This is a genomic window from Haploplasma axanthum (genome assembly GCF_900660745.1).
Taxonomy (GTDB): Bacteria; Bacillota_I; Bacilli_A; order Acholeplasmatales; family Acholeplasmataceae; genus Haploplasma; species Haploplasma axanthum.
Genome location: NZ_LR215048.1, coordinates 772797 through 794641, shown reverse-complemented (window position 1 = coordinate 794641; position 21845 = coordinate 772797). Strand labels below are relative to the sequence as shown.

Sequence of the window (21845 nt, the reverse complement as noted above, 5' to 3'; positions counted from 1 at the left end):
ATTAATCCTCCTTTTTAAATAAATCTTTCATATATTCATCAAGCCAATCTGGTTCATTAGCTTCTTTCTTAGTATTATTTTTACTATATGCATTATTTTTTCGATATTCATCAGCTTCACGTTGTAACTGCATAGCATCACTTACAGTTTGAACACCTTTTTTTCTCCATGATTCCCAAACTTTATTTAAGTAGTTTACTGGTGGCAATGCACCATTTTTATTTTTAAGTATAAACAGTACAAGGAAATTTAATATTCCTGGATCAATATTATTTTGGCTTATAAAGTCATTTATCGTATCAAGTGCCATAGATTTGTTAATCACATCTCCAGTAACGTATTTATCAACAATAACACTAAAAGGAACAATACTTAATGCTTCATCTTCATTAGCAATTTTCTCTTTAACAAACAACTCTTTATTTTTTTGTTCATAGTATTTTTTAGCTTGCAAATTAATTTGTTCAATCGTAATATTTTTTCTTCCTTTATGTGCATTTTCATATATACTAACTAGATCTTCTACATTGTATTGATATACATATGCTAGTTGAACTATTTTTTGTTTAAAGTTTTCGTTAAATAAGTTTGATGTTTTTAATGCTCTTGGAAGTTTTTCTACAAACAGATTATAATCAATGCTATCTCTTATTAGTTTTGTTGTATTACCATTTCTGCCTTCTAAATCAACATTAACTTTTAATAATTCATTTGTGTTAAATTCGTATAGGTCATCAAATGATTTGGTAATGTTTTTACATTCAATAGTATCAGGTTTATTAACTTTAAAGATTTCAAGTAAAAATGCAAGATTTTTTTCACCAATTTCACTTTCCAAATATGTTCCTAAGAAAGTATCAACTAAAAACTGTTTAGCAGTAAATGGTGGTTTTATGACATATAGATATAGGCTAGTGCTTTTCTCATATGTTTCTAATAATCCAATTGCTTCTAATTTTTCTCGGTACTTTATAAAATCATTTTGTTTAATATTTAACATATCAAAGAAAATATGATGTGGTATTTCTGCAACTTTTCTTGCTAAGTTATAAAATGTTGTATATATTGCATATGCTTCAATACCTATTAATGGTTGATATAAAAGTGATAAAACTTTAAAATCAGACGAACTTAAGTCTGTTTGCATAAATAAACTAAATTTACTGTTTGTTTTCATTATTCATCACCTTTAATAATCTTTCAAGTTCAATTTCTAAATCTTGATGGCTTTTGTTATTATTAATAATATAATCAGCCATGTTTTTTTTCACTTCTAAATCCATTTGTGCATTAATGCGTTTTATTGATTCTTCTTTTGTCAAATTATCCCGATTCATTAATCGTTCAATTTGTTTATCTTTGTCAAGATAGATTAAAATACTTTTATTAATATAATTATGATAATTCACTTCAAATAAAAGCGGCATATCAATAATTAAAAATTTCTCGTTATTATTATCTATAATCCATTCATCAATCATTCTAAAAACAAGTGGATGGATTAAACTATTTAATTCATTTCTAATATCTTTGTTGTCAAAGAGAAGTTTAGCTAACTTGCTCTTTCCTGTTTTCGTGTTCATATCAATACAATACTTACTATCCATATGTTTAACTAGTTGTTTGTTTTCGCTCCATATTTTTTTAACTGCTAAATCAGAATCAAAAACTTTAACTCCTTCTTTCAAGAAAAAGTTAATTGCTGTTGATTTACCAGTTGCTATACCACCAGTTAATCCATATATGTATGGTTTATTTTTGACATGATTCACAGACATATGTTCCTCTTCCTCCTACAACAATTTTGATTATTTCATTACCACAAACAGGACATGGTTCACCTTTTTTAGTATGAACTAAAAGTTCATTTTGAAAACGTCCATGAACATCAGTTGCTGAAAATGTTCTAATTGTTGTTCCACCAAGAAGTAATGCTTTATCTAAGACTTTTCGAGCATTTAATGTAATATTATTTGCTTCTTCAAGAGATATACTACTTGATAGCCTTGTTGGATGAATCTTGCTCATAAAGAGTGTTTCATCAACATAAATATTTCCAAGCCCTGCTATTATCGTTTGATCTAACAATGATACTTTTACTGGTTTATTTTGTTTCTTAATTTTATTATATAATTCTCCAAGTTTCATATCTTTAGGTTCTGGTCCCAATTGAATTAATGGCATTACTTTTAAATAATTTCCTTTAGTTCTTAAATCCATTTTTCCAAATTTTCTAGTATCATGATATCGTAATGTTGTTCCATCTTCAAATGTAAAAATAATGTGTTCATGTTTATTTCGTTCTTCATTAACATTTCTAATATGATATTTTCCTTCCATTCTTAAATGTGAAATCAAAACATGCCAATCATCAAGAATGAATACTAAAAATTTACCATATCGCTCAACATCTATAAATTTGTTTCCTGTAAGTATACTTATGAACTCATTGATATTGCCATTTACAATATTATCATGGAAACTTTCTACTTTAATAATTTTTTTATTTAAGACTTGTTTTTTTAGTTGATTTCTTACAACTTCTACCTCTGGTAATTCTGGCATTTTAACACTTCCTTATATATCATACCAAGTTTTTCCTGTATCACAGGATGCTTCTAGTTTAACTTTTAAGTCATACGCATTACTCATTATTTTTGGAACTATTTCTTCCATTTCTTTAATCTCTGATTCTGGAACTTCTAAGATAAGTTCGTCATGTACTTGAAGTAATAATTTACTTTCTTTGTTATTTTGTTCCAGATATTTATCTAAATCAATCATTGCAATCTTAATAATATCAGCAGCTGTTCCTTGAATTGGCGCATTTAATGATGTTCTCTTTCCAAATTCACGTTGCATGAAGACTGTTGATTTTAATTCTGGAATATATCTTCTTCTTTTAACTAATGTTTCTACATAACCATTTTTTGTAGCAAATTCAACAATATCTTCCATATATTTCTTGATTTCAGGATAAACACCTAAATACTTATCAATAAAGTTTTGGGCTTCCTTTGGAGTAATATTTAAATCTTCTGATAAACTCCATGCACCAATACCATAAATAATCCCAAAGTTTACAGCTTTAGCTGCTCTTCTTTGTTCTGATTTAACATCGCCATCAATATCAAAGACTGCTTTAGCTGTTTCACTATGAATATCACGCTTATTATTAAATGCTTCTTGTAAAGCTTTAACATCTGCCATATCAGCTAAGATTCTTAATTCAATTTGTGAGTAGTCTGAGCCTAAGAAATATTTGTTTTCACTAGCAACAAAAACTTTTCTTATTTGTCTTCCTTCTTCAGTTCTTGTTGGAATATTTTGAAGATTTGGATCAACAGAAGATAGTCTTCCGGTTGTTGTTAGTGCTTGTTTATAAATTGTGTGAATCTTCCCATCTTCGAATATAACACCTTCTAATCCTACTATATATGTTGTATATAGTTTGTTTAATTCTCTAAATTCAATTATTAATGGAATAATTGGATGATCATTCTTTAACTTTAATAAAACATCCGCATTTGTTGAATATCCCGTTTTATTCTTTTTAGCATGTGGCAAGTTTAAATCTTCAAATAATACTTCGCCTAATTGCTTAGGTGATGCTATATTAAAATCTTTTCCTGCTAAAGTTATAATCTCATTCGTAAGATTATTAATTCGTTCTTCTAGTGTAATTTTTTGTTTATGTAGTTCTTCTTTTGAAACTAATATCCCTTGAAATTCCATTTTTGCTAATACATTTGATAATGGTATTTCTAGTTCTTCTAATAAATATAATTGATTTTCATTTTTTAATTCAGTAATTAGTTTTTCTCTTAGAAGATAGATTGCTCTTGCTTTACTAACAATGTGTTTTTGATAAACTGATTTTTCTTCTGGTAAACCTTTTTTAGCACCTTTACCATAAACTAAATCATCATACTCAACATCATCGTAATTAAATTTTGAAACAATATATTTAAATTCTTCTTTTCCGTAGTGAGAATCAATTAAATATGCTGCTAATAAAAGATCAAAACTGCAATTATTAAAATCAAGGTCTTTCCATAATAGATTTACTTTTGCTGCTTTAAAATCATATGTTTGTTTTCTTATTTTGTTTGACTTTAAATAATCTTTTAGTGTATTAGTTTTTAATAGTTCTTTATCAATGAAAAAACTTTTTTCTCCATCAAAATATCCAATTCCCCAAATATCTGCTAAATGATAATTTTCTTCGCTAAATTCAAAATGAATTGCTGCATTATCCTTTAAAATAGTCTTCAATTGTTCTTCAGTTTCTATAACATTATAATCCCATTCAACTTTAACTGTTGGTTGTTCAAGTTGTTTTACTAAACTATGTAATTCATATTTTTGTAAAAAAGAAACTAGTTCTGGATAATTTGTTTCTTCTCGTTTTATTTCATCTAGTGTATAATCAAGATTTCCAGTTGTCATAATAGTAACTAACTTTTTACTCATGAATGCTAATTCTTTATTATTAATTAAGTTTTCCTTAACTTTTCCTTTAATATCATCGATGTGTTCATAAATGTTTTCAAGTGTTTCATATTGTTTTAATAGAGTAGTTGCTGTTTTTGGCCCTACACCTGGAACACCTGGAATATTATCAGATGAATCACCCATTAGCGATTTTAAATCAATAATTTGATTATGTGTTAATTCAAACTCATCAAAAAGTGTTTTAGGTGTATATGAAGAGACTTCTTGCATACCTTTTTTTAATAAATTTACTGTCACATTATCACTTACTAATTGAAGTAAATCACGATCACTAGAATATATATCAACTTTAATACCTTTTGAGCTAGCCTCGGTAGCATAAATACCAATAATATCATCAGCTTCATATCCACCCTTGCAATATGCTTTTATTCCCATTAGTCTTACGTATTCATAAACTCTTGGAATTTGTTCGGCAAGTTCAGCAGGCATTTCTTTTCTTCCTGCTTTATATTCATCATAAGATAGATGTCTAAATGTTGGTTCACTTGTATCAAAAGCTACTAATACATTTTCTTCTCCATTTGTAACTATCTTTGTAAACATATTTACAAACGCAAATAAAGCATTAGTATATTCACCTTTACTTGTTTGCATTAAAGTCGCTCCTGGATATGCTGTTGCATAATATGCTCTAAATAGAATTGAATTTCCATCAATTAAGATTAATTTCTTCATTTTACCACCCTCTCAACACTCTTATTTTATCATATTATGATAATTATTTTTTCCACATTAACTGTTAATAATTATAAAGTCCTCAAAAAAGAGGACTTTATATCTAAATATCATAATTTGTTAGCATTTGTGCTGGAGTTTTTCTTAAGAATAAATTAACAGGTATTAAAGCTATTAAAATATTTAATGCATATATTCCAGCAATACTTGCTAATATTCCAAGTGGAGTTGCATTATAATCTAATAAATCTCCCATCGATGAATTATAAACTGATCTTAGAATAACGGCAACGAATACTACTCCTATTAATGATGAAAATGTTGTTAATACCGCATATTCAACAATAAAAATACTTCTTACTTCACGTTTTTTAACACCTAAAGCTCTTAATATACTAATCTCTTTCATTCTTTCTGTTAATGAAGATCTAACAAAGAAATAAAACATAATTAATGTAATTACTACTATAATTGCTAACCATATCAGTGAACCATTGATAAATTCACCTTTTTCTAACTCAAGACTTTTTAGTTGCTCATCATATTGATTTTTAATATATATATCATCAATTGCTTTCCCAGTTTTAGAATATATCGCATCAGATGCAAATGATCTACCACTAGTAACTATAAAATATAAATTCTGATATGACTCCTCTGCAACATAAATATTGTTATTATAACTTCCACTTGGATTCTCAAAAAATCCTACTATTTCAAATGAATAACCATATAATGAGGAAAACTCAGCAATACGTGTTGTACTATCTCCGAGTTCATAGAGATATTTACCGTTATTTATATTTTCCTCATCTTTTTTCTGATATCGTTCATTTACTATTATTGGTATTTTTTTATCTAATACTTTTGTAGGAACATTACCAATTGTTATTGTCACTTTTGTAGAATCATAAATAGCCACTTCATTTATTTCGTAATAGTTTTCTAAATCACCGGATTCTTTATTAATAATCTCTCGTGGTAGGTAAATTGATTTTGTTCCCAAATCAACAATTTCATTAATAGTATATTCTTTAGGTATATCCTGGAAGTAATTATTTTTTTCATGAATGTTAAATCTAAGTTTCTTCCCAATTAAATCTTGTTTCTTATATATCCCTAATGATTTATACTGAGCTTGTTCTGCCGTTGTTCCTTTAAGAGCTGATGAATCAATATAAATTTTATTTTCATCATACATTTTTATTTTATCTTTTAAAATTTCTGAAGGAAGAACATTAAGTTGAACACGATTATAGCGATTATTTCCAATTCCTATATAAATATAATCAAATTTTTTGTAAACAATAAAGTCATCACTATCTAAATACTCTGTAACTCCTTTATAGTTATTTGGTCTTTGATAATCAAAATTATTATTCGTTGTATAAACATTTTTATCTACAGTGATTTTAGATTTGTCAACAATTAAACCATTGATTAGTAAATTAACCCCCAATGAAAACATCATTCCTATTAACAATAACATTGTTATTTTAACAAATCTTTTGAAACCTTTTTTTCTTAGTTTATTAAAACCAATTTTTATTGAATCAGTAATTGAGAAAAATCTTGCTTTTGTTCTCTTTGTTTCATGTTTGCTTAATTCATCAATCGAAAAATTAACTTTTTCTAATTCTTCTTTTAAAACATCTTCTCGTTTTCTATCAATAACCTTAATTCTAGATGAATTATCTAATACCTCTAATTTAACATTATTTTTAGATTTTATATAATATTTCCCATTTTCTTTAATAATAATCAAACCAAAATCATTAACATCTTCGTTACTATATATATCGATATTATCATATTGATTCTTTTTATAATCTTGCAAATAAATATTATCATCAGTTTGATTTATATGTGTTTTTCCAGATGAATTTTCAACATCGCTTTGAACACTTCCATCAGTAATATTAATTATTCTATCCGAATAATGATTGGCAAGTTCAACATTGTGTGTAACTAAAACTACTAGTTTTTCTTTTGATATTTCTTTAATTATTTTTAAAACATCAATACTATTTTTACTATCTAAGTTTCCTGTTGGTTCATCAGCAATAATAACATCCGGATTTTTAACGATTGCTCTTGCTATTGCAACTCTTTGTTTTTGTCCACCTGATAAATCACTTGCAAGTTTCTTTTTAAATCTTAACATACCAACAGCATTTAAAACGTAATTAACACGATACTCAATTTCATCTTTATCAGTTATTCCAATCATTCTTAACGAATCAGCAATATTTTCATAAATAGTTTGAGTTTCTAGTAAATGATAGTTTTGAAATATAAATCCAATTTTTTCTGCTCTTATTTGGTCCCATATACTACTCTTATATTTATTTATTGTTATATCATTAAATATAATTGTTCCTTGCGCTTTATCTAGTCCACCAATAACATTTAATAATGTTGATTTACCTGAACCAGAAGATCCAAGCAATGTAACTAAACCTTTTTCAGGAAGTTCTAATGAAGTATTATTTATTACATGGATACTATTTTGTTTACCTTTGTTGAAATATTTATCAACATTAATTAATTTTATCATTATTCTTCCTCCTTAAGTGCGCCAATTACTGTTTTATTAAATATTTGTCTGTTAAACTTAGCACCTTGTCTAAGTGAGAAATATATAAAAATTGCTGCTATAAAAACATAACCACCAAATCCTACATTTCTTGATGCTAGTCTAACACTTCTAACAAATATTGAAGTTATTGAAAGTGATATTAGAACAAGAATTGTAGCTGTTAAAGAAATTATTGCTTGTTCAAGAAGAATTGCATATTTAACTTCTTTTTCATTAATACCAATAGAACGATAAACCGCATAATCTTTTCTTTGTGACATCATCATATTTTTTTGAATTACATACACAAGTAAAAAGATTATCAAAACAATAATAAACATAATGATAAAGACTATTATATTTCCAACCAAATCAGTTATTGCATTTTCTGCTTCATCAATTGAATACGGATCATATATGTTATAAATATCTTTATCAAGTTTTCTTATTAAATGCTTTATTTCAGTTCTATCAATTCCATAAAATGCTATTTCTTTATTGGTATCATTAACATTTGTAAAATATTGTTTTATTATCGGATTAACTTGATTATTCTCATCAAAAATAAACATATCACTAAAATAGATTACTTGTCTGTAGTTGTAATCCATACTGTTTTCTAAAACTCTACCAACAACTTTAAATCTTTTAATCGTTTTTTCTCTGTCTTCAGGGTCAGCTAAATCAATATATATATTTTCATATTCATCAGAGTATTTATAGTTCCCACTAAGCATAACTTCATTTTCTTTTACCGGTAATCTACCTTCTATTTCTTTAGCAAATAAACCATTAAGTGGTTGAGCAACAAATCCCATTCGTGAATACTCCATTCTAAAATCTGCTGAACTTTCTTTACTAAATACACCATATGTAACTTTTAAATCTTTATTTTCAAATTTTTTTCTAATTTCCTCAAGCTCGCTTTTTGTAAATTCCTTATCATCACGTTTTTGAATATAGGTTATAGTTGGATCATACGAATAATCTCCAATACTAAGTTTTATTGAACTAGAAATTCCGTAATAAGTAAATATTACTGCAAGTAATGAAAATACAGCTAAGATAAATGTGAAAATGGTCTTTTTAGGCTTTGATAAAACATTTCTAGCGGCAATATCAAATGATTTTCTAATACTACTTGTTTTATTATTATTTTCATCATCAACAACTTCATTTAGTTTTTCATTTTTAACTAAAACTTTATCTTCTTTAACATTACCATCACTCATTATGATATTTCTTGTTATATAGTTCTTTGCTTCTTCATAGTTATGTGTTACTAAAATAATTAATTTATCTTTTGATATTTCTTTTAATAACTCCATTATTTCTCTTCCAGATTTACTATCTAAGTTTCCTGTTGGTTCATCGGCTAAGATTATGGGTGCGTTTTTAGCTAATGCTCTTGCTATTACAACTCTTTGCTTTTGTCCACCAGATAGTTTTGCTGTCTTTTGATTCTTATGGCTTAATAATCCTACTTTTTCGATTAGTTCTAATGCTCTTGCTTTCTTCTTTTTTGGATCATAGCCTTGTGCTTCTAATGCTATTACAACATTTTGATAAACTGTATATGAATCAATTACGTTATAGTTTTGAAAGACAAATCCAATATTCTTGGCTCTTAATTCTTCAAAGTCTTTAACAGTAAAATGAGATGTTTCTAATCCGTTAATATATAACTCTCCATCTTCATATGAATCTAATCCACTTATTACGTTTAATAACGTTGTTTTCCCTGATCCTGATTCCCCTGTTATTGCTACAAACTCATTTAGATTAAATTCTAAATTGATGTTTCTCATTCCTTCTGAAACACCTGTTTGTGTTTTATAAAACTTTGATACTCCTTCTAGTTTTATTAATGGCTTTTTTTCCATTTTATCCCTCATTTTCATTTTGTTTTTTATTATTTCCATTATACTATATTTTTATTATCTTTTGACATATTTTTTATTCTTGAAATCAAATTATACGTTATATGATAATATATATTTGTTAAAAAAGGAAATGATCTTCATCATTTCCTTTATTTATTGAACTTAGTTTATTTTATAGTTCCATTTTTCGAATATAATGATACTAAATTATCAACTTCTTGCTTTGAATACGTTTTTTTGTATTTTGGGTTATCTTTTACTTCAAGATATTCTTCCCATAAAGTTTTTTGTCTTTCTTTATTATCTTCTTCTAATGTAACATTTCTATCAAACACATTAATCTTATATGTCGTAACAATTTTATCACCTAATACTACATCGTTTGTCTCAGGTTCTACTACATACTCTCTTAGCGAATACTCGTAGTATATAAAGGCATTATTTTTTCCTTCATAAATAGTAATCTCTTTTATTTCTAAATCCACAGCAAAAAAACATAGTGATTCAACTATTTTATTTACTTTCGAATTATAGTTATTTTCTCTAGTATCTCTAGTGCTTTTATTAACAATTACAGTTAGAAGTGCTAGTAAACCTATTACAATAACTGAAATTAGAATTGTTAGTTTTATTTTTTTCATATTTCACCTCAATATAGAGTCATTTCACCCCTTTGTAATATTAATCCTGTAACATTACTATTTTCCCATTTTGTAAACCCATGTGAATTACCAGGTATTTTAACCGGAAACGATTCCATTCCACCTATTAATGCTGGTAAGAAAAAAACAGCACTTAGAAAAACATTAACTTTACTTGTTTTGCTAGTATATTCGATCATTGGATTCTTAAATGTTATTTTAAAATAGTCTTCGCCAGGTTCAGGAGTAGCATCAGTAGCTTCTCGTATCTTTTTTTGGACCTCTGTAAGTTTAACAATATAATCTTCTGGTGTTGGAATTTCAAATAAATCACTATCTAAAATCATTGATAATACACCTGATAATTGTGTTTCATCAAAAAAACTAACTATTGAGAGTGCGGTAACCAAAAAGTCTTTTATTTCTTTAATTGTACTTCCATTTCCCTTTAATTTCGCAACTTTAGAAAATATCATTTCATCTAGAATACTATAATAAAATGCAACTTGTCTTACAGTATAAAATCTTTTTTCAACATTAGAAGCATCATCAGTAAAATATCTACTATCTTGCTTCCACATACCACCATTTGGTGCATAGGCTGAATCTAAATTTTCTTCAACAACAAGTTTATAGTTTCCTGTGTTATTTCCATATAATGCACTGCCTATAACATAATCCTCATTTTTATCTAGATCATACTCAATCCTAAAGTTTCTGCCTTCACCACTATCATCATCGCTTTTTCTAAGCATATGTCTATAAATGAATAAAGTATTCTCTTTTTCATACAATAAGCCAACTGTATCACTACTACCTCTTGTATAAATATTATAAGCCCCTTTTTTTGTCGGCTTGAAATGATTAGTATTCCAATTACCTTTTGTAGACTCCATATTTTTTTCTTCAACATTTATAACAGATTTGTAACCTTCCTTCAACTGTTTCGAACTTAGTTCATCACTTTTATAAGCTGCTTTAACACCAACATTCCCAAGTGTAAAGCTTAAAAGGAAGAATAAAACAATTATTAATGATTTTTTTGCAATTTAAACATTAAATCAACCCCTTTTTTATTTTATTATATAAAAAAACAGGGTTTTTGTCAATTTTTTTTATAAAGAATGATCCTTTTTGGGTTTTTCAGCTTTTTTTACATCTCTAATATACTAATATTTTTTTGTTCATCTAACAAAATGATAAATAATTGCAAATCCACCCATTAATAAACAATAGATTGCAAAATATACTAAATTCTTAACTTTGACTGATTTATATAATATTTTAACTGTTATGTATGTTGCTAGAAAGCTTGCTACAAACGCTAAGAAGTATCCAAGAACATTTATTGATTCACTTTTTGAAAATGCATCAGCAATTCCTTTAATTGAAACTGGAACAGAAATGATTAAATAGGATAAAAATGAAAATTTAAGAACTTTCTTTATTTCAACTTTTTGTGATAATCCTCCAATTAAAGTAATACCACTTCTTGAAATTCCCGGCATTATTGCTGTTGTTTGGAAAAGTCCAATGATTATTGCATTTTTCCAAGTTAACTCTGCTTCAAATTTTTTATTTCTAAGTGTATAAACAATAAATAATAAAACACCAGTTATTAATAATGCTAAACCTACTGCAAGTAGACTTGTTGGTAAATATTTTTCTAGGAGTAATCCTGCAATTCCAATTGGAATAACAGCAACTACTAATTTCCAAGTATATACAAAATCTTCTTTAACTGCTGGATCATTTCTTTTTTCTTTATTAAATAAGAATGTGAAAAAGCTTTTAATTAGTACAATAACATCTTTTCTAAAGAAGAACAATAACGCTATAAATGACCCTAAATTAGTAATCATTAAAAATACTGTTAAAACACTTGGGTCAAATGTTCTAAAAACATGACTAAAAATTGTTAAATGTCCACTACTTGATACTGGAAAAACTTCAGTTACACCTTGGATAATTCCTAAAATAATATACTTTAAAATCTCTAACATAATATCCTTCTTTCACTTCTAAATATCGTAATTTGTTAGCATTTCGGCTGGAGTTTTTCTCATTAGTCCAAAGACTGGAAGAAGTGCTAATAAAACATTAACAACATAAACTCCAATAATTGCTACTAATAATCCAATCCAAGTAAACCTAATATCGAATACTTCATTTAAGAATGATCTTCCTACTGAGTTTGCTATTAAGCTTCCTATTAAAACTCCTATTAATGATGAAACGCTAGTTACTATTATATACTCTAGAGCATATAAAGTATAGACTTCTTTTTTATTAACGCCTAGGGATCTTAAAATACTTAATTCTTTAATTCTTCTTATAAAAGATGATCTAACAAAGAAATAGAACATTAGTGCAGATAGTGCGATTGCTATTATCATTTGAACAAGAGATCCCGCAATTTGTTCTTTTTGTTTTTTAATTAGTGAATCTAATTCATCTTGATACTTGTTTTTATAATCATTTTGATTATTAATTGTTCCATCTATTGAATAAATATTTAAATCTGATCTTGACCCGAAGATATCAAAATGATCTCGATATAAAATATTATAGTAATCATCATCATTTAAATATACACTTGTTTGATAGTTTTGAGATGGTTCTTCTTCATAAAAACCAGAAACTATAAACTTTAATTCCTTATTTCCTAATTGATTCAAATTTAAATCAATGAATTCATCACCTAATTGGTATTGACTATTATCGCTACCACCAAAATCATTTTTATTAATAATGACTTCGTATGTTTTTCTATCGATACTTTTTTTAGGCATTTCTCCTTCTGTAAGCTTTTTTTGATCAAATATAGCAACAGAATTTCCAATTATTCTATCATATGTAAATAATGAGTTAAGATTTCTAAGGATTGTTTTATTAATGTATAAGGCTTTATTTCCTGTTTTAACAGTTCCTACTATTATTAATTCTTGATTATTATTAAATACAATTCTTTGATTTAGAAGATCTGTTGATTTATAGATTCCAATACTATTATATTCAATTACATTACTATAAGTTTTATCAAGTATTGTTTCATCAATTAGTATTTCATATTGATTGTTTGGCATTCTTCCTCTAACTAAATCATTCTCTTGAATCCCGTCTAATGGAAGTGCTGTATTTGTAATACTAAATGATTTAAATGCACCTGGAGCATTTGAATATACTTTCCAAGAAAAACTTCTTACATCATAGTAAAGAACGATATTTTCATCATCTGCCAAATTCTTCATATCAACAGAAGGACTTTCAATAACGTATAAATTTTTATCCGTGTATAGTTTACTTTTGTCTAGTGTTAGACTTGATACTAACATAAAAACTGAAAGGCTAAACATTGCTCCGAGTAAGATTAATGTTAATAATTGGATTTTACCTTTATTTCCAACTCTAAAGATTTTTCTTAAGGCTTCAATTATTGATTCTTTAAACGTTAAAGTTCTTTTTTTAGTTCTCTTAGTTTTAACTTTTTCAAGTTCATCTAATGAAAAGTTAATTTCATGATTATTAATATTATTTGCATCATAATTTTCTTTAGAATCATTAACTAATTTGATTTTTGATTTTCTATCAATTATTTCAACACGAATATTTTCATTACTTTCAAGATAATATGTTCCGCCAATTTTAACAATTGTCAGATCAAGTTTACTTAAATCATCATTACTATATAATTTTGTGTTTTCAATATTGATATTATTTAAATCCTTCAAATAAATATTTGAATCATCATCACTACTTTTTGATAAATTACTATTGTTTTTAACATCATTTGATACAACACCGTCAGTAAGTGAGATTACTCGATCAGAATATTTATATGCTAATTCTTCTTCATGAGTTACTAAAACAACTAATTTTTCATCAGCTAGCTTTCGTAAAATTCTTAAGACATCATTACTATTCTTAGTATCTAGGTTACCAGTTGGTTCATCTGCTATAATAACCTCTGGATTTTTAACGATTGCTCTTGCTATCCCAACTCTTTGTTTTTGCCCTCCAGATAAATCACTAGCAAGCTTTTTACGATATCTAAACATTCCAACTGCATTTAAGGCATAGTTAATTCGATACTCTAATTCTTCTTTATCATTAATTCCTATCATGTTTAAAACAATCTTTAAATTGTCATAAACTGTTTTGTTTTCTAATAAATGATAGTTTTGAAAAATAAACCCAATTCGTTCTGCTCTTAGTTTATCCCATGTGCTGTTTTGATATTTTTTTATTTCAAGATCATCAAAAATAATTGTTCCATTTGCTTTATCAAGTCCACCAATAACATTAAGTAGGGTAGATTTTCCACTTCCTGATTTACCTAATAATGTTATTAATCCTTTTTTTGGTAAATCAAGACTTGTATGATTTATAACATGAATACTATTTTGTTTTCCTTTATTAAAATATTTATCAATATCTATTAATTTAATCATTAGAAGTCCTCCTTTAAAGATTCAATAACGGTAACATTAAAGATTTTTCTGTTGAATTTGAATCCTTGTCTTAATGTTAATAAAACAAATGCTAAAGAAATAATTATGTAATCAACGGTTGTTATATTTCTTGTTATGTTTCTTACTACTAAAAATTGTCCACTTAAAATATTCAAAAGAATAAATGTCAAAATTGTTGATATTACAGCAATCATAAATTGTTCGAATAAGAGAATAATTCCTACTTCTTTCTCACTTATTCCTATTGATCTATATACTGCAAAATCTTTTTTTCTGCTTTCCATCATATTTTTTTGAACATGATATGTTAATAAGAATATGATTGAAGTAATTGCTAATACTAGAATTGCCATAAAGAAAATTACTGTTCCTTTAACAAATTTCATTTGATTTTCTAAAATCAAATATCTGTCAATAACACGATATCCATCATTAATCAGTTTTTCACTTGCAAGCACTATAGATTGTCTGTCATTTCCTTTAATTGCTAATTCACTTATTTGAAAAGTTTCTTCTTTATTCGAATATTGATTTAAAATACTTTTAACAAAATCAGTTGGTTGATAATCTGCATCGTATAGAATGGAATTATATACATATATTTTTGATATATTTCTGAAGTTATCTTCAAGAATACCAACTATTTTATAGTCTTTAGAATCTGCTGAATAAAAAAGTTTAATCGTATCACCTATTTTATATGTTGGTTCGTTATTTCTATATCTTTGTGAAACAACTACCTCATCTTGATTTTTAGGAGCACTTCCTTTATATTCTTTATCTAGAAGAATTGTAGAATCACTTATTGTATATCTATTAATCCCATCATTAAAGATAATATTTTCATACAATGATGGTGTAATCAACGTTTCATTATTAGCATATTTATTCTTTATTTCATTAATTTCCTCTTTAGTTAAAACTTCGTTTTCACGACTTTGAACATAAACAGTAAATTCACTCGCAATATTTAGTGCTTCATTAACATAGTTCTTCATTAACGTTGAATAAAAGAAAATAAACATTGAAATAGTTATCATCATAACAATACAAGAAAAAATTGTTCGCTTTGGCATTGAAATTATATTTCTTAATGCAACTTGGGATGCTTTTTTAATTGTTGATGTTTTAACATTATCTTGATTTTCTTCACTATGGTAATTGCTTTTTTCTTTGACTAAAACTTTATCTTCTTTAACATTACCATCACTCATTACGATATTTCTTGTTATATAGTTCTTTGCTTCTTCATAGTTATGGGTTACTAAAATGATTAATTTATCTTTTGATATTTCTTTTAATAACTCCATTATTTCTCTTCCAGATTTACTATCTAAGTTTCCTGTTGGTTCATCTGCTAAGATTATGGGTGCGTTTTTAGCTAAGGCTCTTGCTATTACAACTCTTTGTTTCTGTCCACCAGAGAGTTTAGCTGTCTTTTGATTTTTATGACTTAATAAGCCAACTTTTTCAATTAGTTCTAATGCTCTTGCTTTCTTCTTTTTCGGATCATATCCTTGTGCTTCTAATGCTATTACAACATTTTGATAAACTGTATATGAATCAATTACGTTATAGTTTTGAAAGACAAATCCAATATTCTTGGCTCTTAACTCTTCAAAGTCTTTAACAGTAAAATGTGATGTTTCTAATCCATTGATATATAGTTCTCCATCTTCATATGAATCTAATCCACTTATTACGTTTAATAACGTTGTTTTCCCTGATCCTGATTCCCCTGTTATTGCTACAAACTCATTTAGATTAAATTCTAAATTGATGTTTCTCATTCCTTCTGAAACACCTGTTTGTGTCTTATAGTACTTTGAAACTCCTTCTAGTTTTATTAATGCTTTTTTCTCCATAATTCCTCCTAAACTATGACACCTACTATAGAACCTAGTGCGATTGCAATAAGTAATGCTAGTATGTCATATTTTTTTATTTTGAAACCTTTTCGATATATTGCATAAAGAATAAAGGCAAATATTACAATTATTATTAAATAAATGATATTTTCACTATTTTGGAAATCATTAATCATATTGCTTGTTATAAGAAATGTTCCAAGTGGTATTAATGTTTTATATCCAAAGAGACTATTACTTTCTGTTCCAATTAATTCTGTTTTCTCATTTTGTAAATTTAGAATTCCATACGTTAATGATAAAGCTGTTAACATAAATACCCAGACTAAATTAATGATTATACCCGTATTCATTTTATACTCAATTGACTGTTCGGCTGCTTTATAATAAAAGTTCGTAATCATTCTATCCATTGCATAAAGTGGAACAAACGCATTACTATATGTAATATCATTTGTTATTTCTGAAAGAAGTTGTCCAAGCAATACTAAAACTAAAAACCAACCAATAATAAAAATTATTCCATCAATAACACTATTAGCTCTAAACAAAATAAATAAACTTATTGAATACATTATTCCAACAAATAATAATGTTACAAGGTAAACCAGTATTAAATATCCCCACGCATATTGAAAATCCGTTTTAATTGAATGAACTAAAATACCAAAGAAAAACATTACAGTCACAGCAATAGCTATTTGGATTAATCCAAAATAAATATTTGTTTTAATAATTTTTTCTTTATTAAGTGGTAACGAATAATATAAGTCAACTTGTTGTTTGTTTTTAAACTTTGCAAACCTAAATATGAATACTAATGCTGCAACTATAAATGCTAAGACTACACCAACTGTAATGATATACGGGATTTGAAGTCCAAATTGAACATAGTCACTACTATACATTCCTGTTCCGGCCAATATAGCAACAAAAAGCATTGTCGGTAAAACTGTTAGAATTACTGTTTGGAGGATATTTGTTTTAAATAAATATTTAAAATATTTTTTCATTTCTTATTTTCCTCCTGTGTAACTATAAAATATTCTTCAAATGATATTGATAGTTCATCAATTACTAAATAATTATTTTTATCTAAATAGTTATTAATATCTTCAGTTAGTTCTTCCGTAATAATTGTTAAAACTCTTCCTTCTTGTTTCTTAAATAAACATTTAAGTTGTTTGATAAAAACATCTTTTTCAAGTTCTTTTAAAACAATCTGATATTTCTTTAATTTATTAAGTTCAAAATCAATTTGACCATAACGTTTAAAATATCCACCATCAATCATTCCGAATGTATCACAGATATCTTCTAGTTCTCTTAAAGAGTGACTTGTTATAATGATGATTTGTTCAGAGTTAATATTATTAATCATAAATTGTTTAAACTTTAATCTTGCTTGTGGATCAAGACCATCAAAGACTTCATCGAATAAAAGATAGCTGGCTTTAGTAGCAAACGCTAGTGCGATATAACCTTGTCTTCTCATTCCTTTAGAAAATTTTGAAATGGGTTCATTGATTGGAAGTTTAAAGATTTCAATAATCTCTTCAAATATTTGATTATCAAAATCATAGAATGTTTCATAAAGCTCTTTAATATCAACTAATTTTGTTAATGAAGTGTATGGTGGGTTATCTGATAAATAAAAGATTTTCTTTTTACTTTCTTCATTAATTAGTTTTTCATCGACAAAAATCTCTCCACTATCTGGGTTTAAAACGCCAGATAATAATCTAAGAAGTGTTGATTTACCTGCTCCATTTATTCCGATAAGTCCAAAAATTGTTCCTTTTTCAAGTTTAAGATTCATGTTTTTAATTACATGTTTACTTCCAAATGATTTATTTAAATTCTTAATCTCAATCATATAATCCCCTCACAATTTCATCAATTTTTTTCATTAACTCTTCTTTTTTATATTCATCTTTTAATTCATTCAAGATTCTTTTTAATTCAAGAAACTTTTTTGATTTATCAATTTTTAAATCTTGTTTTACAAAAGCACCTTTCTTAGGAAAAATTTCAATATACCCTTCACTTTCTAATAACCTAAAAGCTTTATCAACTGTATTAGGATTAACACCTAAATCAAAAGCAATCTTTCTTAAACTAGGTAGTGCCTCACCATTAGTTAAAGCCCCAATTTCAATTAGTTTTTGATAATGTTCTTTTATTTGAATATAGATATCAACTTTATTATTTTCTAATTTCACATGATTTCTCCCTTCTGTTATGTTTGTACCATCTGTATTATCTGTATTAACGATAATAGTATATCAAGATTTTATTTCTGTGTCAATAAAAGAAAAAAAGATAAAACTTTTTACAGTCTTATCTTTATTATTAGAATCTAAAGTTTCCTTTTCCCTTACCTTTACCTTTATTGGTACGTTGTGGGGCATTCTTCATTAATGCACTTGGATCTTTTTCTAATCTCTTTAAATCATCTTCACTCATATTAGACATAGTTTTAACCATTTTCTTTTGAGCTTCTAACGCTTGTCTTAAATTATTAACATCACTAACACTAACACCTGCACCTTTAGCAATTCTTTGTCTTCTACTTGATGCTTTATCAATTAATTCGGGATTTTTCTTTTCTGCTTCTGTCATTGAACTTATGATAATTGCCATTTTATCAAACTGTTTATCATCGATTTGACTTGCTGCTTTTTTTATATTACCCATTCCAGGAATAAATCCTAGAATTTTTGAAATTGAACCCATACGTTTAATCATTTTAAACTGTTTTAAAAGATCATAATAATTAAACTTATCGCTCATCATTCTTTCCATCATGTTTTTAGCTTCATCTTCATCGATTGCTTCAGTAGCTTTTTCAATTAATGTTAAAACATCACCCATACCTAAAATACGTGATGCCATTCTTTCTGGGTGGAAAGGTTCAAAAGTATCCATCTTCTCTCCAGAAGACATAAACTTAATTGGTATTCCCGATACTTCTCTAATTGATAGTGCAGCACCACCTCTAGTATCACCATCTAGTTTTGTTAGAATGGCACCGGTTGCATTTAATTGATCATGAAAACTCTTAGCAATTTGAGCAGCATCTTGACCAGTCATCGCATCAACAGTTAATAATATTTCAGTTGGATTAGCTAATTTTTTGACATCAACTAGTTCTTGCATCATTTCTTCATCGATGTGAAGTCTACCAGCTGTATCGATAATAACTACTTCATAGCCATTTTTCTTAGCATACTCTAACCCATTTTTAACAATTTTTCTGGCATCTTTAATACCTTCATCATAAACTTCAATTCCAATTTGTTTACCGATTGTTATTAATTGTTCAATTGCCGCTGGACGATAAACGTCTGCTGCAATAAACATCACTTTTTTCTTATAATTTTTTCTTAAATAAACACCTAATTTACCGATTGAGGTTGTTTTCCCTGAACCTTGTAAACCAATTGTCATAAACGTTGTTATTCCAGTATTTTCAAACATTAAAGGAACTGCTTCTTCTCCCATAATACTCTTTAATTCATCATGAACAACTTTAACAACTTGTTGACCCGGATTTAACCCTTTTAAAATCTTTTCTCCAATAGCTTTTTCTTTTACATTTGCAGTAAATTGCTTAACAACTTTAAAGTTAACATCGGCTTCTAAAAGTGAAAGACGAACTTCACGCATCATTTCATCAATATCAGATTCATTTAGTTTTCCACGTCCAGTTATTCTTCTCATTGCCATTTGCAATCTAGAACTTAAACTATTTTCCATTATTCATCCATCCTTTTAATTTCATTTAAAATTTCTTTATCGTTTGTTTCAAGATACTTATTAATTAATTCAATTCTTTTTTTTCTTAATGAAACAAGTGCTAATTTTTCTTCATATAAATAAAGACTATCTTCTACTTTCTTTAATTGATCATAAACAGCATTTCTGCTAATCCCAAATTGATCAGCTATTTCTTGATATGAATAATCATATTCATAGTACATATTAAAATATTCAACTTGCTTATCAGTAAATAGTTCTTTATATGCTAAAAATAGTTCATTTAATAATTCAGCTTTTTCTAATGTCTTCATTAGAAGAACTCCTTAAATAGTCCATATATGTATGACTCAATATCAAACATTACTAAATCATCAATTTTTTCACCTAAACCAACATATTTAATTGGAATTCCATATTCATGTCTAATCGCAAGAACAATCCCACCTTTAGCGGTTCCATCAAGTTTTGTTAATATAACACCTGTAACATCGGTTGCTTCTTTAAAAACTTCTGCTTGTTTCATCCCATTTTGTCCAGTTGTTGCATCAACTACTAATAATGTTTCTTGTGGGGCGTTAGGTAAGCTCTTTTCAATTACACGGCGCATTTTTGATAGTTCAGCCATTAAATTAGTTTTAGTTTGTAATCTACCAGCAGTATCCACTAAAACAACATCAAACTTCTCCGCTTTTGCTTTAACAAGGGCATCATGAATAACACTGGATGGATCACTACCAGCTTCTTTTTTAAAAACTGGGGTTTTACTTCTCTCTCCCCATATTGATAATTGTTCTATTGCTCCTGCTCTAAATGTATCTCCTGCAACCATTAAAACCTTTTTACCTTGGTCTTTAAAGTTTTTAGCAAGTTTTCCAATTGTTGTTGTTTTACCAACACCATTAACTCCAACGAATAAATAAACGTTTGTTTCATTTTCATCGTAGTTAAGATCAACTTGAACTAATTCACCTTTTAAATATATTTCAAACATTTTATCAACAATTATTTCAGCTAATTCTTTTGGATCTTCAATCTTTTTATTATTTACTTCGTTTTTCAATTCATTAATAAAATAAAGAACAGTATCAACACCCATATCTGCTTGAATAAAAATATCTTCTAATTCATCAAACAAATTATCATCTATTTTTGATGATTGTGCTAAAACTTGTTTCAAATTACCTAGTCTTTCTTTTGTCTTATGTAAACCCATTTCATACTTATCATTTTTTGGTTTTTTCCCAAATAATTTACTAAAAAATCCCATTAATATCAACTCCGATTCAATGGTTATTATAACATATTTATATCTTTAAAAGCAAAATTATCTACTAATCACTTTAAAATGAAAAACGGTAAATCTTACGAAATACAGTTATTAAAAATAAACTGGGGTCATTGTATACCTATGTAATTATCTGGGGTTATAAATAAAGAAAATCCTTCTT

The 21845-nt window shown here is 27.1% G+C and carries 17 protein-coding genes; all 17 read right to left on the bottom strand.

Annotation, left to right across the window (positions count from 1 at the left end; all coding sequences use genetic code 11):
• Position 1: 1 nt before the first annotated feature.
• Complete coding sequence (locus EXC62_RS03700) at positions 2 to 1177, bottom strand: DnaD domain protein (protein WP_026391197.1); 1176 nt, start codon at positions 1175 to 1177, stop codon at positions 2 to 4.
• Positions 1161 to 1778: a dephospho-CoA kinase gene (gene coaE, locus EXC62_RS03695; RefSeq protein ID WP_026391196.1), complete on the bottom strand. Its 618-nt coding sequence runs from the start codon at positions 1776 to 1778 to the stop codon at positions 1161 to 1163. The genes EXC62_RS03700 and coaE overlap by 17 nt, the downstream gene beginning before the upstream one ends.
• Positions 1753 to 2565: a DNA-formamidopyrimidine glycosylase gene (gene mutM / locus EXC62_RS03690; protein ID WP_026391195.1), complete on the bottom strand. Its 813-nt coding sequence runs from the start codon at positions 2563 to 2565 to the stop codon at positions 1753 to 1755. The genes coaE and mutM overlap by 26 nt, the downstream gene beginning before the upstream one ends.
• 12 nt (positions 2566 to 2577) lie before the next feature.
• On the bottom strand, positions 2578 to 5193 hold the full coding sequence (gene polA, locus EXC62_RS03685) for a DNA polymerase I (RefSeq protein ID WP_026391194.1): 2616 nt from the start codon (positions 5191 to 5193) through the stop codon (positions 2578 to 2580).
• 103 nt (positions 5194 to 5296) lie between these two features.
• Positions 5297 to 7750, bottom strand: a complete 2454-nt coding sequence (locus EXC62_RS03680; protein WP_052590143.1) for an ABC transporter ATP-binding protein/permease — start codon at positions 7748 to 7750, stop codon at positions 5297 to 5299.
• Entirely contained in the window at positions 7750 to 9654 is a 1905-nt protein-coding gene (locus EXC62_RS03675) for an ABC transporter ATP-binding protein (protein WP_162849133.1), read from the bottom strand. The genes EXC62_RS03680 and EXC62_RS03675 overlap by 1 nt, the downstream gene beginning before the upstream one ends.
• Positions 9655 to 9821: 167 nt before the next feature.
• Complete coding sequence (locus EXC62_RS03670) at positions 9822 to 10295, bottom strand: hypothetical protein (RefSeq protein ID WP_026391192.1); 474 nt, start codon at positions 10293 to 10295, stop codon at positions 9822 to 9824.
• 8 nt (positions 10296 to 10303) lie between these two features.
• Positions 10304 to 11191 carry a hypothetical protein gene (locus EXC62_RS03665; RefSeq protein ID WP_162140340.1) on the bottom strand — a complete coding sequence of 296 codons (888 nt, stop codon included), beginning with the start codon at positions 11189 to 11191 and terminating at the stop codon, positions 10304 to 10306.
• A gap of 288 nt (positions 11192 to 11479) precedes the next feature.
• Positions 11480 to 12298 carry an undecaprenyl-diphosphate phosphatase gene (locus tag EXC62_RS03660; RefSeq protein WP_162140339.1) on the bottom strand — a complete coding sequence of 273 codons (819 nt, stop codon included), beginning with the start codon at positions 12296 to 12298 and terminating at the stop codon, positions 11480 to 11482.
• An 18-nt stretch (positions 12299 to 12316) separates the two neighbouring features.
• On the bottom strand, positions 12317 to 14746 hold the full coding sequence (locus EXC62_RS03655; protein ID WP_052590138.1) for an ABC transporter ATP-binding protein/permease: 2430 nt from the start codon (positions 14744 to 14746) through the stop codon (positions 12317 to 12319).
• Positions 14746 to 16632 carry an ABC transporter ATP-binding protein/permease gene (locus EXC62_RS03650; protein WP_129747480.1) on the bottom strand — a complete coding sequence of 629 codons (1887 nt, stop codon included), beginning with the start codon at positions 16630 to 16632 and terminating at the stop codon, positions 14746 to 14748. The genes EXC62_RS03655 and EXC62_RS03650 overlap by 1 nt, the downstream gene beginning before the upstream one ends.
• 8 nt (positions 16633 to 16640) lie before the next feature.
• The gene (locus EXC62_RS03645; protein WP_026391188.1) at positions 16641 to 17648 is read right to left on the bottom strand and encodes a hypothetical protein; all 1008 of its coding nucleotides are present in this window, start codon (positions 17646 to 17648) and stop codon (positions 16641 to 16643) included.
• The gene (locus tag EXC62_RS03640; protein WP_162140337.1) at positions 17645 to 18511 is read right to left on the bottom strand and encodes an ABC transporter ATP-binding protein; all 867 of its coding nucleotides are present in this window, start codon (positions 18509 to 18511) and stop codon (positions 17645 to 17647) included. Before EXC62_RS03640 ends, EXC62_RS03645 begins: the two co-directional genes overlap by 4 nt.
• Positions 18504 to 18857 (bottom strand): GntR family transcriptional regulator, encoded by a 354-nt coding sequence (locus tag EXC62_RS08825; RefSeq protein ID WP_162140336.1) that lies wholly within the window; start codon positions 18855 to 18857, stop codon positions 18504 to 18506. Before EXC62_RS08825 ends, EXC62_RS03640 begins: the two co-directional genes overlap by 8 nt.
• A gap of 130 nt (positions 18858 to 18987) precedes the next feature.
• Positions 18988 to 20397, bottom strand: coding sequence for a signal recognition particle protein (gene ffh / locus EXC62_RS03630; RefSeq protein ID WP_408609943.1), 1410 nt, complete (start codon positions 20395 to 20397; stop codon positions 18988 to 18990).
• Entirely contained in the window at positions 20394 to 20708 is a 315-nt protein-coding gene (gene ylxM, locus EXC62_RS03625; RefSeq protein ID WP_035375963.1) for a YlxM family DNA-binding protein, read from the bottom strand. Before ylxM ends, ffh begins: the two co-directional genes overlap by 4 nt.
• Entirely contained in the window at positions 20708 to 21664 is a 957-nt protein-coding gene (gene ftsY, locus EXC62_RS03620) for a signal recognition particle-docking protein FtsY (protein WP_026391186.1), read from the bottom strand. Before ftsY ends, ylxM begins: the two co-directional genes overlap by 1 nt.
• Between the last annotated feature and the right edge of the window lie 181 nt (positions 21665 to 21845).